Origin of the sequence: Kordia sp., assembly GCF_965283645.1 — a bacterium.
In the GTDB taxonomy this organism is placed as follows: Bacteria; Bacteroidota; Bacteroidia; order Flavobacteriales; family Flavobacteriaceae; genus Kordia.
On sequence record NZ_CBDIPG010000001.1, the window covers coordinates 1,298,847 to 1,315,233 of the forward strand.

The 16,387-nt window shown below is 34.3% G+C and carries 6 protein-coding genes; all 6 read right to left on the reverse strand.

From position 1 onward, the window contains the following. Positions 1 to 23 precede the first annotated feature (23 nt). Entirely contained in the window at positions 24 to 6,617 is a 6,594-nt protein-coding gene (locus ACQ654_RS05515) for a beta strand repeat-containing protein (protein WP_430409327.1), read from the reverse strand. Between the two features lie 1,640 nt (positions 6,618 to 8,257). After that, positions 8,258 to 9,634, reverse strand: a complete 1,377-nt coding sequence (locus ACQ654_RS05520; RefSeq protein ID WP_430413002.1) for a sugar porter family MFS transporter — start codon at positions 9,632 to 9,634, stop codon at positions 8,258 to 8,260. Positions 9,635 to 9,699: 65 nt separating this feature from the next. Then, positions 9,700 to 11,778: a glycoside hydrolase family 97 protein gene (locus ACQ654_RS05525; protein WP_430409328.1), complete on the reverse strand. Its 2,079-nt coding sequence runs from the start codon at positions 11,776 to 11,778 to the stop codon at positions 9,700 to 9,702. 173 nt (positions 11,779 to 11,951) lie between these two features. Then, a complete protein-coding gene (locus ACQ654_RS05530; protein ID WP_430409329.1) occupies positions 11,952 to 14,204 on the reverse strand; it encodes a glycoside hydrolase family 3 N-terminal domain-containing protein in 2,253 nt (750 codons plus the stop codon). Positions 14,205 to 14,206: 2 nt separating this feature from the next. Next, positions 14,207 to 15,004 (reverse strand): dienelactone hydrolase family protein, encoded by a 798-nt coding sequence (locus ACQ654_RS05535; RefSeq protein WP_430409330.1) that lies wholly within the window; start codon positions 15,002 to 15,004, stop codon positions 14,207 to 14,209. Between the two features lie 11 nt (positions 15,005 to 15,015). Beyond that, positions 15,016 to 16,359 carry a glucoamylase family protein gene (locus ACQ654_RS05540; protein WP_430409331.1) on the reverse strand — a complete coding sequence of 448 codons (1,344 nt, stop codon included), beginning with the start codon at positions 16,357 to 16,359 and terminating at the stop codon, positions 15,016 to 15,018. Positions 16,360 to 16,387 lie beyond the last annotated feature (28 nt).

A 16,387-nucleotide genomic window follows, 5' to 3' on the forward strand; every position in this document is an offset into this window, starting at 1 on the left:
GAGTTTATATTTTTGAATCGTTTTTAGTTGTTTAGAGGTAATTGTTCTTCTATTTGGTATGTACTAAAGTTTAAGAAATTTCCAGGATGTGCCAGTGCATTTTGTAAAATGAAAGGTGAATCTGGATTTGTTCCAGAATACTGTGCTTTTCCACTCATGTCGACATCAAATTTGGTATATCCACTTACTTCATAAGTTGGTAAATTTAGGAAGTTTCCTGAATCGTTTAGGGCAGCTGAAAGAATACTAGGTGTATCAGGACTAGTTCCTGAATATTGAACTACAGTATCATCATTTACATTACCAGTCCACATAGCAACTATACCAGAAGACATTCCAAAGATTGTTTGCGCATTACTTCCAAAAGTAATTTGATTGGAAGCGTCTGTAAAATCAACTATTGTAACTGTAGTACCTAGTGTTATTGCAGTTGAAGACATAATACCTAAGTGATTACGATGTTTTATAACGATGTAATAATTTCCAGCTGACACATTAAATAATAGATTAGAAATACCATCAGTTGCAACTATATCACCATCACGTTGTATTAAAGCTGATTGCGAAGACAACACTGAAGTATTATCATTTTCATCACGGATTTCTATGAAAACCCAATCCACAATAGCATCATTTCCTGTTACATTAAAAATTGAAACATCACAAGAGATCATATCTACATAAGGACTTCTTGTAGGAATGAATCCAGCTACACGTAAATCATCTCGCATAAGTGTTTCTTCACCTGTATTTGGATTTAAAGCGGCACCTTGTAAATATACTTTTATAGCTAATACCACATTAGCTGCTGCATTTACAGCATCAATAATAGCTTGTACTTGCATCACTGTTGGAGGATTACTAAATCCTGTTTCTGCCGCAATTGCTGTTTGATAGCCAGCTTCATTAGCAGGAATAACTCCTGTGATTCCAATAATACCGTCTAGTTGAGCTGCTGTTACAGCAACTGTATTGGCATTATTAGCGCCTCCTGTAGAATCTGAATCTTCTAGAACTTCTGCTAACGCTGCGTTAGAAGCTATTACTGCTATATTTACAGCATCAATAATAGCTTGCACTTGCATCACTGTTGGAGGATTACTAAATCCTGTTTCTGCCGCAATTGCTGTTTGATAAGTTGCTTCATTAGCAGGGATAACTCCTGTTACTCCAGTAATATCGTCCAGTTGAGCTGCTGTTACGGGAACTGTATTGGCATTATTAGCGCCTCCTGTAGAATCTGAATCTTCTAAGACTTCTGCTAACGCTGTGTTAGAAGCTGTTACTGCTGTATTTACAGCATCAATAATAGCTTGCACTTGCATCACTGTTGGAGGATTACTAAATCCTGTTTCTGCCGCAATTGCTGCTTGATAAGCTGCTTCATTAGCTGGGTCAATTCCTGTTATTCCAGTAATATCGTCTAGTTGAGCTGCTGTTACAGGAACTGTATTCGCGTTATTAGCGCCTCCTGTAGAATCTGAATCTTCTAGGACTTCTGCTAACGCTGTGTTAGAAGCTGTTACTGCTGTATTTACAGCATCAATAATAGCTTGTACTTGCATCACTGTTGGAGGATTACTAAACCCTGTTTCTGCCGCAATTGCTGCTTGATAGCCAGCTTCATTAGCAGGAATGACTCCTGTTATTCCAGTAATATCGTCCAATTGAGCTACTGTTACAGGAACTGTATTCGCGTTATTAGCGCCTCCTGTAGAATCTGAATCTTCAAGAACTTCTGCTAACGCTGTGTTAGAAGCTGTTACTGCTGTATTTACAGCATCAATAATAGCTTGCACTTGCATCACTGTTGGAGGATTACTAAACCCTGTCTCTGTTGCAATTGCTGCTTGATAGCCAGCTTCATTAGCTGGGTCAATTCCTGTGATTCCAGTAATATCGTCTAGTTGAGCTGCTGTTACAGGAACTGTATTCGCGTTATTAGCGCCTCCTGTAGAATCTGAATCTTCTAGGACTTCTGCTAACGCTGTGTTAGAAGCTGTTACTGCTGTATTTACAGCATCAATAATAGCTTGTACTTGCATCACTGTTGGAGGATTACTAAATCCTGTTTCTGTTGCAATTGCTGCTTGATAAGCTACTTCATTAGCTGGGTCAACTCCTGTTATTCCAGTGATATCGTCCAATTGAGCTACTGTTACAGGAACTGTATTGGCATTATTAGCGCCTCCTGTAGAATCTGAATCTTCAAGAACTTCTGCTAACGCTGTATTAGAAGCTGTTGCTGCTGTATTTACAGCATCAATAATAGCTTGTACTTGCATCACTGTTGGCGGATTGCTAAATCCTGTCTCTGTTGCAATTGCTGCTTGATAAGCTACTTCATTAGCTGGAACAACTCCTGTGATTCCAATAATACCGTCTAGTTGAGCTGCTGTTACAGGAACTGTATTGGCATTATTAGCGCCACCTGTAGAATCTGAATCTTCTAGAACTTCTGCTAACGCTGCATTAGAAGCTATTGTTGCTGCATTTACAGTATCAATAATAGCTTGTACTTGCATCACTGTTGGAGGATTACTAAATCCTGTTTCTGTTGCAATTGCAGCTTGATAAGCTGCTTCATTAGCTGGGTCAACTCCTGTTATTCCAGTAATATCGTTCAGTTGAGCTGCTGTTACAGGAACTGTATTTGCGTTATTAGCGCCTCCTGTAGAATCTGAATCTTCAAGAACTTCTGCTAACGCTGCATTAGAAGCTATTGCTGCTGCATTTACAGCATCAATAATAGCTTGTACTTGCATCACTGTTGGAGGATTACTAAACCCTGTTTCTGCCGCAATTGCTGCTTGATAACCAGCTTCATTAGCTGGAACAACCCCTGTTATTCCAATAATATCGTCCAATTGAGTTGCTGTTACAGGAACAGTATTTGCGTTATTAGCACCACCTGTAGAATCTGAATCTTCTAGAACTTCTGCTAACGCTGCATTAGAAGCTATTGTTGCTGCATTTACAGTATCAATAATAGCTTGTACTTGCATCACTGTTGGAGGATTACTAAATCCTGTTTCTGTTGCAATTGCAGCTTGATAAGCTGCTTCATTAGCTGGGTCAACTCCTGTTATTCCAGTAATATCGTTCAGTTGAGCTGCTGTTACAGGAACTGTATTTGCGTTATTAGCGCCTCCTGTAGAATCTGAATCTTCTAGGACTTCTGCTAAGGCAGTAACTTCTGCATTTACAGCATCAATAATAGCTTGTACTTGCATCACTGTTGGCGGATTACTAAATCCTGTTTCTGCTGCAATTGCTGCTTGATAACCAGTTTCATTAGCTGGAATAACTCCTGTTATTCCTGTAATTGCTACTAATTGAGCTGCTGTTACTGCAACTGTATTTGCGTTATTAGCGCCTCCAACAGAAGCAGAATCTTCTAAGACTTCTGCCAAGGTAGCAACTTCTGTATTTACAGCATCAATAATAGCTTGTACTTGCATCACTGTTGGCGGATTACTAAATCCTGTTTCTGCTGCAATTGCTGCTTGATAAGCTGCTTCATTAGCAGGAATAACTCCTGTTATTCCAATAATATCGTCTAGTTGAGCTGCTGTTACTGCAACTGTATTTGCGTTATTAGCACCACCTGTAGAATCTGAATCTTCCAAGACTTCTGCTAAGGCTGCGTTAGAAACTGTTGTTTCATCAACAACTCTCCAATTAACTTCTGCTCCATTGTTAGCATATTCCGAAAGAATATTAGTAATACCTGCATTAATGGATCCGTAGATAGCTGTATTATCATCCACGCTGTCGTCAAGTCCATCTGCATCTGCATCTGCTGGAGTTAATGTAATACCAGCTTCATCTATGTCATCGGTTGTATCATCGTCACTATTTGTATCAATATAATCAGCACCATCTGGTTGTGAATCTGTATTTACAGGAGTAAGTCCTCCTGAGTAATTCATATCCAAACCATTTGTATCATACATATTAGAAGGTGCGATATATGATCCTGTTGCCTGCGCTTCTACGTTATCGGGAATTCCGTCTCCATCAGAATCTAAGTCAAGAAAATTATATTTTCCATCTCCATCTGTATCAAGAGGATTCAAAGGATCTCCACCCACTTCTACTGAATCAAGAATACCATCATTATCTGAATCGACATCATTACAGTTTGCAACTCCATCTAGATCAAAATCCGACCCTATGAGTGCGATATGTGTCATTTCGGATCCACTCTGTCCAAAATCTACGTTATTCAAAGCGTCTGAAGTCACAGGTAAATTGGCAAAAGTTCCATCACCGTTAGATAAGAAAACTTTTACCGCTCCGTTTTCTGGTTGAGCAGTACCTAACGCAGAGACCACATCACTAAAACCATCTCCATTGATATCTCGAAGCGATGTTGCCTCGGTACTAGATACTCCAAAATTTTCATTAGATACAGAAGTTATTATTGGATCTGCTTCAAATATCCCTAAGCCAACACCTAGCCAAACCCTAATTTCATTTGGCCCACTAAGTGCTGCGACAATATCGCCAATACCATCAAAATTGACATCGCCTACCATCGTAGCTTCATTGCCATCTTGACCAAAATCAACATTATTTAAAGAGGTTATTATTGGATTGATTTCAAATGTACCGTCAGATTTTCCTTTGTATACTAAGCTGCTTGATGGATTTCCAGAAGATGCACTTCCTAATATAGAGACAACGTCAAGTCGTCCATCACCATCTGCATCTGCCAATTCTGTAAATTCTGTACCATTTCTACCAAAATTAACTTCTAGTAATCCTGTAGTATCAGTGGAATTAGGATTGAAGCTACCATCTCCATTGGAGAAATATACATTTATTCTTGGTCCATCTGCTTGCGAAGAACCAAGTATTGATACTACATCAGCAAAACCATCTCCATTGATATCACCAATACGAGTAATTTCTGTTCCAGTACCTCCAAAATTATTATCTGAACCTGATAGTCCTGTTTCTATTGGTGCAGTTGGATATGTTCCATTACCATTGGATAACCAGACACGAATTGCTGGACCTCCAGTAGCTCCGTTACCAAGTACAGCAACAACATCGTCAAAGCCATCTCCATTGACATCACCCACATCAGTACGTTTGGAATTATTTTCCCCAAAATTTTCATTGGTTACGGCAGTAATTTTTGGATTGGTAACGATAGATCCATTTCCGATTCCTTCCCAAGTTCTAATTTCATCTATACTTCCTCCAAGTATAGAGATTACAGAGGCTGAACATTCTACATAATCTGGTAAACCATCACTATCGGCATCTCCAGAAAAAACGTTGTTTCGGGCAAAGGTGAAGAAATCTCCAGTATTAAAATCGAGAGTTGCTACATAGTTCCCATTCCCATCATCGGTCATAGTGATAATAGTATCTGTACTGTCAAAAGTTGTATCGGTACTTCGAATTATTCTAGGAATATTTGAGTTAACTGTAAATTGAGGAACGCTTATAACTACTGTACCTACAGTACCTTTTTCTTCCACTTTCCAAATACGATTCATGGAAAGTACATTGGTTAAGCCATCTACATTTGTTTGAAACCCAAAGTTTTCATCGTTGTTACTCCAAGTTAAAAAGCTTAAGTCGGAGCTGAAAGAATTTGGGTTTGTAGCATTATCTGCAGATAATGCAGATCCATTACCTATAGTGACAAAAGTATCTAAGTTGTTACTTTTCGATTGTTTTTGGTTTAGACCTGAATTATCATCTCGACCTATTCCAGTAATATCGTGGTCATAACTTGCATTGGTAGCGGCAGTCCAAATTACCGAGTCATCACTAGCTACATAATTATTAGCTATATTTTGGTTAAGTGTTAAACCGTATTTGAGAGATAGGTAAGACTCTACTTTTTGTCTTTGAGCGTCAGTATGCGCTTCCGCATAGAATATGACTTCAGAAATATCACCTATCCAATCATCTGTACCTCCGCTTGCGCGACCAATAAATAGTCTACTATCTCCATGACTATTATTTGTTGCATTTCCAGTTCCATTAGGTAGTCCGTTTATATAATTGAATACGGATGTACCTGAAAAGCCATCTCGAACTGTAGATAAAATCACAGTTTCTGAACTTACATCAGTTGTATATGGTGTAGATCCACTTTGACCAATGGCAGATTGATTATCGAAAAGCACAGATCTATTTGATAGGCTTCCATGTTCAAATACACGTCTTCCAAGTGTTCCAGCATCTCTATTAACCACGGCATATATAGTTGCAGTACTTGCTTCTGTTCCTCGAAGGAGATTGGAGTCAAAAGAACCAGCCGTATTTAGATTATCATTATTTCCTTCAAAAAATATAGTTGGATTAAAATTAATATGATTAGCGAAATAAGAGGGTTTGTTACCAGATGTCGTTTGTCCTAGTTGATTCGCTACAAAAGCTGCATTTCCTGATTGGTCATGCCATTCTTGAACGTTGTCATTTCCATCTGTTGCTAGTAGCGTTCCTGCGTCACTAAAAACGCTAGCATCTGCTTTGAACCAAACTGTAAGTTCTGCGGAGACTCCTCCTGGACTTTGTGCCATTAGTGATGCAATACCAAAGAAGGTAATACCAACACACAATAGTTTTTTTAAAAAAGTTGTTTTTTTCATATTCTTGCGGTTATTTAGGTTAAAAAATTAAAATTTAAGGAGATATTTTACTTTCCGTGTAAAAAAAGAAAAACAGATAAAGTCTATTTAGACTACAATTACTAAATAGACTTTAACTGTTTATTAAGAAAATATTTTGAGGATAAAGAAACTCTCAGATTTTTTGTAAAAAAACAAAAGAGCCCATTGTATTTTAATCTTTTCATCGATAATAATGTGTTCATTATCGATAATAATAGATATATTTTTACATGGACTTTTATTTGTATTACTTTTCGAAAGTAAATGACTTTATTTTTAGAAAAATAGAGTTCTGACATACACATATGGTTTGTTAATTTATTAACTTATCATTAAATGGACCCTGCTTTTGTGCTCTCGACAAAAATTGTACAATTGCGGGGTTGCTTTGTTTATTCTATAAAATTCTCTGCGATGTGATATACACTGCTATTTTCATAAATATTTGTTAAAAAAGAGAATACTAAAAGTGTATATTTTTATAAACTTAACATTACGAATATAATATTTTAATTTATTTTTTTGTGATTTTTTGTAAGTTTTTATTTAATAAAAAACAATTTATACTATTTTTTATGTAAGGTAATTATGAACTATTGATTTTATTTAATGACTTAACTCACAGACTACTAAGCATGAAGCTAAGCATTCAATCTTGGAAGTATAAGATTTGGGTTCTGTTTTACATACGTATTACTACATAAAACTTTAGTTTACTAAAAAGTGAAAACTCAGTGTCTGTAATTCTTGGATCGATGCCTGATTTTGAGATATTCTTAGTGCCCAGAAAATTTTACTGTAAAAATGGTGTTTTTTTACAGTTTGGACTGTGGCTAGATTTTTTCAATTTTGTGGTAATAGAGTAGTTTTTATAGTTTTGTCTTATTTATTTTGTAAATTAATGATAATAACAATCAAAATCGATGTGCTCAATTTTCAAAATAATTCACTCATACTAGAGTACTATTTTGGAGTATCAAAAAAGATAGAAAAGGATAGTTTTGAAATACTCCTAAATATATAAATTACTTAAAATAAAACACACAACACTCAGACATCTTCGGTTCATAATCATGAGTTCAATTCTCGTTCTCGCTACAATATAACTTATTCATAATAAACGAGTTACTTTTTTTTCAATACTTCAGTATCGTTAGGAGTACTGTTTTTAAAATTTTTACATATTCTACTACATTTTCATTAATGCAACACATTGTGCATTTTGGATTCAAAAATATAAACAAACGGCTGTTAGAGTGGTTTTGAGGTACGAAAAATTGTATCGAGAACTTGTTTAGAATAAAAACTCTATTCTCGATACAAATTTTACTCATTTTCAATCGTAAAATTCATTCGAATTGACGAAATTTTATCAAAATGCACAACGGGTTAATGTAATATTTTCTTAATACCTCTTTTGAAGTGCGAGAGAACAAAAAACCTCAGCTTTAACTTTACTAATTATCAATTTAAAGATTAATAGGAGTCAAAAAACTATCAAGGAATAGTACCTTTTAAGGTTTTAAACCGTTAGATATAGTCTTGTATAGTGTTCATTAAAAATGGTGAATTTGTATAATCGTTCCGTAAACCTATATTGTGAGATTTAGTTTTCGAGATTATTCCCAAAATTTTTCAATTTCTTCAAGAGATTTTCCTTTTGTTTCAGGAACATATTTGTATGTAATAAATATAATAATGAGTATGAATAGTATGAATATGAAATAAGGCAAAGCTCCATTCCAAGTTGCTCCATTATTTATTTCACTATCCATTACAATAGGAAAAGACTGAGAAACTAAGTAATTTGCTCCCCATTGGGCAGTAACAGCAACAGACATTGCTACACTACGTATTTTATTAGGAAACATTTCAGAGAGTAAAATCCAAACTACTGGTCCCATGGAAAGAGCAAACGACCCAATAAAAATTAACACTCCTATTAATGATAATATCCCTACAGATTGTTGCTGCAAAGTTATACCTAATAATAGAAAACCTACTATCATACCTGTAGAACCAATATATAACAACGGTTTTCTACCAAATTTATCTACGGTAAACATCGCTACAAAAGTAAAAACTAGGTTTACAAATGCTAAAAGAATTTGTTGTTCCAAAACATCTTCCTTACCAAAACCTAAAGCCTTTTCAAAAATATCAGCACCATAATACAATACAGCATTTATACCCGTAAATTGCTGTAATACTGATAAGACAGTTCCTATAATAATAATTCCTAGAATTACTTTTGAGAAATAATTTACTTTACTCTCGTTATTATTAGTTGTAAGAGATTTTTTAATGTCTTCCATTTCTTTAATTGCTTCCTCTTCCCCATGTATCTTTATTAAGGTTGATAAAGCCTCTTTTTCTTTCCCTTTTAGTGCGAGCCAACGAGGGCTTTTAGGAACAAAGAATAATAATATTAAAAATAAAAAACTTGGAATTAATTCTGACCAAAACATACGTTTCCAACCAAATTCTATATTCTCTACCTCAGATAAACTGTTTCCGATAAAATATGTAACTAAAAAAACCACAAAAAAGCCTATTACAATTGCTAATTGGTAATACGTTACTAGTTTCCCCCTTATTTTACTAGGAGCTATTTCAGCAATATACATTGGAGCATTCATAGAAGCTATTCCAATACCTAAACCTCCTATGATTCTAAAAACTACTAGCATGGATACTGTCTCAGGGAATAATGATGGTAACCCAGAACCGTAAGCAGAGATTGAAAATAATATTCCCGAAAGGATTAAAGATTTTTTTCTACCAAATTTGGCACTTAAAGGTCCTGCTATAATTGCTCCAACCAAACAGCCTAATAATGCACTTCCAACTACCCATCCTTTAAGAGTGGCATCTAAGCTAAAATACTTGCTTAAATAAAATTGAGTTCCATTAATAACACCAGTATCATAACCAAATAGTAACCCACCTAAAGCAGATACGGCTGTTATTAGTAGTAAAAAATACTTTTCATTTATTTTCATAATTTTATTAGTTTTAAAATCCAGTCTCGTTAAAATTTAAATTGCAACAAACACCTTTATTATTTTTCTTTAAAGGATATTGCACAACCGCCACCTTCAGCCAAATTTAATTCAAGAATAGATTTATTGCTTACCTCAAGTGTTTCTATAGTATAAACTTCAGGGTTTTTATGGTAATGAGATGCAGGTTTATCTTTATAAACTTTTGCGATGTAAGTTTTGTTATTATCTAAAAAGTCAAGTTTTACATTCAATTGTCTTTTATTTTCATCTGTAATCGCTCCTAAAAACCAATTATTAGTTCCTCTTTCTTGTCTAGCCATGATAATAAATTCTCCTATTTCAGCATCCAATACTTTTGATGTATTCCAGTCTACTCCAACATCTTTTATAAATTGCATAGCAGGTTGTCCTTTGTAATGCTTAATTAAATCAGGAACCATTTGAACTGGACTATAGAGCACTACGTATAAAGCCAATTGATGCGCCAAAGTGGTATTAATTTGATTATTATTTTTATAAGGTTTTAAAGACGTATTAAAAATACCTGGCGTATAATCTACAGGACCACCTAACATTCTTGTAAAAGGAACGATTGTTAAATGTTCTGGTGGATTTCCGCCATCATCAGACCAAGCATTGTATTCTTGTCCTCGAACACCTTCTCTGGCTATAGCAACTGGATATGTACGTCGTTTTCCTGTTGCTTTAATAGGCTCATGTGCGTTAATCACAACCTGATTTTCAAGCCCTTTTTCTAATACTTTCTGATAATGATTTACCATGTATTGTCCGTGATGGTATTCTCCTTCAGGAATTAAACTACTTACATAACCTGTTTTCACAGAATGAATACCTAAGTCTTTCATTAATGCGAACGCCGTATCTAGTTGTTTTTCATAAAGAGTAATATCTGCTGAAGTTTCATGATGCATTACCAATTCAACTCCTTTAGATTTTCCATAACGCACTATTTCTTTTAAATCAAAATCAGGATAAGGTGTTACAAAATCAAAATGAACTTTTTTCTCTTTTTTATTCCACCATTTTTCCCAACCAATATTCCAACCTTCAATTAAAACAGCTTTTATGTTATGTTCTGAAGCAAAATTGATCACTTCTTTAGCATATGTAGTATTTGCAGCATGATAAGTTCCGGAATAGTCCCAACTACCAGTACCTATATGCATATCCCACCAGATACCAGCATACTTCATAGGTTTAAAATATGGAATACTGTCTATTTTACTGGGTTCATTTAGATTTAAAATTAATTTAGATTCTATTAAATCGCCTGGTTTTTCTGTGATTTGAATGGTACGCCAAGGTGTTTTAAAAGGTGTTTGACGCTTTACTTTTATACTCTCTTTATTACCTACCAATTCACTTTTCATTTTTAAGTTAACTGTGTCAACAGCTAAGGTCATACCTGAATAATCCGTTAAGTCTGCCTCATGAAAGCTTAAGTATATGCCTGAATCCGTTTTCATTGTAACTGGAGTATTTACAGCATTTTCGGGTACATAAGTTTGCCCTAAGTGTGTTTCAGGTTTATAATGTTTTAAAGCATCTATTTCTGAAAACTTAGTCGTATTGTATAAGTACTCATAAATATCCCAATCACCTGGAATCCACCATACTTTATGATTCCCTGTAAGATTGAATTCCGTATTTTCATCAATTATGACAACTTCAGTAAGGTGTTTTTGCTTAGGAAACTCGTAACGAAATCCGATTCCGTCATCATAAACCTTGAAAACAATAGTTAGCTTTCGTTTTAATCTTGAAGTTTCTTCTAAATAGATTTGAAGCTTGTTGTAATGATTTCTAACTTTTTTATCTTCGCCCCAAATCATATTCCAAGTCTCATCTACCAATGATTTTTCGGTAGTTACAATTTTAAAATTACGACCTAAAACTGGAGCTTCTTTTAAGTCAAAACTTATTTTAGATGTATCAATTATTTTTTCATTTTTGTAGTTAACTGTATAATGTGGTTCCCCATTATCTGAAAGAAAAAAAGTAACTTCTATATTTTTATTTGGAGATGTTAAACTCGATTTTTTATCATTTATTTTTAATTTACAAGACTGAAAGAACATTATAAAAATGGTAGCTAATACAATATATTTCTTCATGATTAATATTTAATGTTTGTAAACTTTCATAGGTCATCCTTATAAACACTCAAGATCTTCCTAAGCGTTATCAATTTTTCTTTATGATTAAGATGAAAAATAGGATATGATATGTTATGATTTTTTACTATTTACGATGTTTGGGTAACCAAATTGATTTTAATTGATTAGAACTATTCGAGCTTAAAAGAAGCTACAAAATCAAAATCAGAAGTTCCTTTAATAGCTATTTCAAATATCCCAGGTTCAACAGTAAATTTTTGATTGTTATAAAACTCTAAGTCTTTCGCTGATATCTCAAAACTTATGGTTTTACTTTCGCCTTTTTTAAGGAATATTTTTTGAAAGCCTTTTAATTCTTTTACAGGTCTGGTTATACTTCCTACTTTATCATGAATGTAGCATTGCACAACTTCATGTCCGTCATAATCTCCTGTATTTGTAATGGTTACAGATGCTGTTAAGATGTCTGAAAAACTAATAGTTTCAGAAGATAATTTTATCTTAGAATACTCAAAAGTGGTATAACTTAATCCATATCCAAAAGGATATAACGGAGTGTTTGGAACGTCTATATAATTAGATTTATAATCTTCTTTAGGATTATCAGAAGGAATTGGTCTTCCTGTATTTTTCATGTTATAATATATTGGGATTTGTCCAATATTTCTTGGAAATGTCACTGGTAATTTACCTGAAGGATTGTACATCCCGAATAATACATCTGCAATACCAAATCCACCACTGGTTCCAGGGAACCAGGTTTCTAAAATAGCATCAGCTAAAGTATCTTCTTCTGACAAATCCAATGGTCGTCCATTCATTAAAACTAAAATGATTTTCTTGTTAGGAACTGCTGATCTGATTGCTTTTATTAATTCGGTTTGGACTCCAGGAAGTTTAATGTCAGTTCTGCTGGCTGCTTCACCGCTCATATCATAATCTTCGCCAAGAACCATTACAATTTTATCTGCTTTTTTTGCCATATTAATAGCTTTCGCGAAACCTTTTCTATCTTCGCCTTCAATTTCACAACCTTTAGCAAAAAGAATTTTAGAATCTTTTAAATATTCTTGTATACCTTGGTAAACGCTTATTGCTTTTCCATTTCTATCGCCTGCTCCTGCCCAGTTTCCTATGATGTTTTCTTTATCCTTCACTAAAGGTCCTATTAATGCAATGGTTTGATTTTTGTTTAAAGGAAGTGTTCTTTCTTCATTCTTAAGTAATACAGAAGACATTGCAGCAGATTTTCGCGCAGCTTCTAAAAATTCTGGTTTGTAAATAGTTTCTTTTTCGCGTTGTTCGTCACAATATTTATAAGGATCGTCAAACAATCCTAATTTGTACTTTGTTAAAAGAATTCTACGACAAGCTTCATTAATTAATGCAACATCTACTTTACCTTCATCTACCAATTCTTTAAGATATAAACGATTAGCACTGCTCATCATATCTTGATCAATTCCTGCCTTTATAGCTAGTTCTGTAGCATGTTTTTCATTTTCAGCAAAACCATGTTCAACCATTTCATTTATTGCTGTATAATCAGTTACGACAAAACCATTAAAGCCCCATTCATCACGCAAAATGTCTCTAAATATGAACTTATTTCCTGTTGCAGGAACTCCATTTATTTCATTAAAAGCAGTCATAAATGTTTCTACACCTGAATCTACTGCAGCTTTAAATGGAGGTAAATACACATTTCTAAGTTCATCCATTCCCATATTTACGGTATGATAATCACGGCCAGCTTGCGCGGCTCCATAGCCTACAAAGTGTTTTGCACAAGCCAAAATAGTATTGTGCTTGGATAAATCGTTACCTTGAAATCCTTTTACATAAGCTTTTGTGATTTCGCTTCCCAAATACACATCTTCTCCTGCTCCTTCAGAAATTCGTCCCCAACGCGGATCTCTTGCAATGTCAACCATTGGAGCAAATGTCCAATGTATGCCTTCCGCGGAAGCTTCTGTTGCTGCAATTCTAGAGCCTTTTTCTATGTCTTTTAAATCCCAGCTTGCAGCTAAACCTAAATTGATAGGAAAAATAGTCTTGAATCCATGTATAACATCGTATCCAAATAGCAGTGGAATACCTAAACGTGTTTGTTCAACTGCTATTTTTTGTAAGTCACGTGTTCCTTTTACCGAATATACATTCAACATTGCTCCTACATTGCCTTCTTTTATATATTTTAAGTTATCAGAACTCACTACAGGTCCTGTTACACTCCAACCACCACTATACATAACAGTTTGCCCTATTTTTTCTTCTAAGGTCATTAACCTCATTAAAGAATCTACTTTTGATTCAATGGAAGATGTTTTAAATTTGTCCTTTTCATTTTGATTTATATCTGATTTACAGCTAAAAACGGTTGCCATTAATAGCACAAAGGAAACAAGGGAAAGTTTATTCATTTTTAATGTTTTGTTTTTATGTTAGCAAATAACCAAGAGAGTAATTTTGGCTCAGCAAATGCAGAATCCCAACTATTATGATTGTCTTTGGCATATAGTGAAAAATTAGGTTTGCCTCCATATTTAATTATTCCACTAACCATGTTTATAGATAACTGCGGGTTTACGACATCATCGTTTGCTCCATGAAATATCCATAAGGGAGTGTTTTTAGCATAAGCTTTTGTTGCATCTGGATTTCCAGCACCACAAATAGTAAATGCAGCGGCAAATAATTTTGGCATACGATATAGGATTTCAAAAGTTCCCATACCGCCCATAGATAGTCCGCCTACATAAATTTGATTTGTATTTACATATGATTTTGAAGCCATATTGTCAATTAATAGCATGACTAGTTCAAGTGGTTTTGTAGGCTTTTTGTGTAAAGGAAATTTAAAATTGATAGGCCTTGTACTCCTGTCTATATTTGCGCTAGCCCAATAGTCATCAGTAGGGCATTGTGGAAAAATTACAATTGCAGGAAACTGTTCTCTGTTTTCTTTTGAAGAGAACAATTTACTACCATGAACTAGTTGTTTCTTATTGTCAAGACCGCGTTCTCCTGCTCCATGAAGGAATAATACTATTGGGTATTTTTTAGATGAATCAAATTTTTCAGGCATCATGATACGGTATCGTAAAGTATCTGATTGATTTACGAAAAACTTTTCTTCATATAGTTTTTCATGCTGTCCAACTACATGATTTGATAAAAATAGAATAAATGTTAGTGCACAAAATTTTAGTTTTCTATCCATGTTTTCTCATTTTAATAGTTGAAATCTAACTTTTTTAAACCATTTTTCACATCTTGATTTCGCATAAATAAATTCCAGATCAAACCAGTTCTGTAGTTTTCTATCATTACAGGAATTGGTCCTTGATCTATTGCTAAATAGCGAGGTGTATACCAATGATGTTCAAAACTGAATGCATCATAAGGACCATATTTCCCAATTAAACTATCATGATCTTTATATAATTTTTTTAGCATTTTCATACTTTCTTTTGGAGTGTATGGAAATGAAGACAAAGCTGCTGTTGGTGTTATAACGCCAATATCTTCATTGGGTCTGTGCCCACTATAGCCTTTTATTGAATAGCTGGATGTTAAGCCCCAAATACTATCGGAATACCCTTTATAGTTTTTCGGGTTTTCAACAGCATATTTATAATGAATTTTTGCTTGATTTTGAACTAGTTTCCAATAGTCTGCATATGTATCCGATAAGTTTTTAGGATTTAAACCTGTATACGAATAATGTGCCCAAAATAGAGGTCCTACAGGAGAAGTATCATGTTCATAATAGTCTAAAATTAAATCTTCCCCATAAAATTTTTCAGTGGAAACTATTTTACCATTTCTCGCCCATCCTTTGTCATAAACAACCTTTTTTATTGGATGTGTTGGAGATGAAGCTGCTAGAATATACATAATTAAGCATTCGTTATAGCCTGCTACAGGAAAATTCATTTCCCATTTATATTCTGGAGACCAATGCCAGTATAAGACATCTTCACCTTTGGTATACCAGTCCCATTCAACTTCCTCCCATAGTTTTTGAATTTTTTCAACAAGTTTGCGTTCTTCTGCGTTTCCTTCGTTAAAATATTCAGCAACTGTTAACATTCCTTGAATTAAGAAAGCGGTTTCTACCAAATCTCCTCCATTATCTTTTTTACTAAAAGGGATTACTTTGCCTGTTTGACCATTTATCCAATGAGGCCAAGCACCATGAAATCGATCAGCTTTTTCAAGAAAATTAATCATTTTAACAAAACGATGAAAGGCTTGATCTCTGGTAATAAAACCTCTTTTTATACCTACTAGAATAGCCATCATACCAAATCCCGTTCCACCTGTTGTTACAGTATGCTTTGGAGATGTTGGATAAATATTATCCATGTGCAAACGCTCTGGAGCTAGTCCTGAATTTGGCTCAGCACCATCCCAAAAATAATTGAATGTTTGCTTTTGAATTTTGTCCAATAACGCTTCGTCTTCCAAGGCAACATTATTGCTACCATTGATTTCATTATCTTTTTTCTTGTGCTCTTTACAGTTAAAAAAAGTAAGGCATAAAATTGTTAAGAAAAGTGATTTTATCTTCATAAAAAATAAGTTCAATTATTTTGATGTG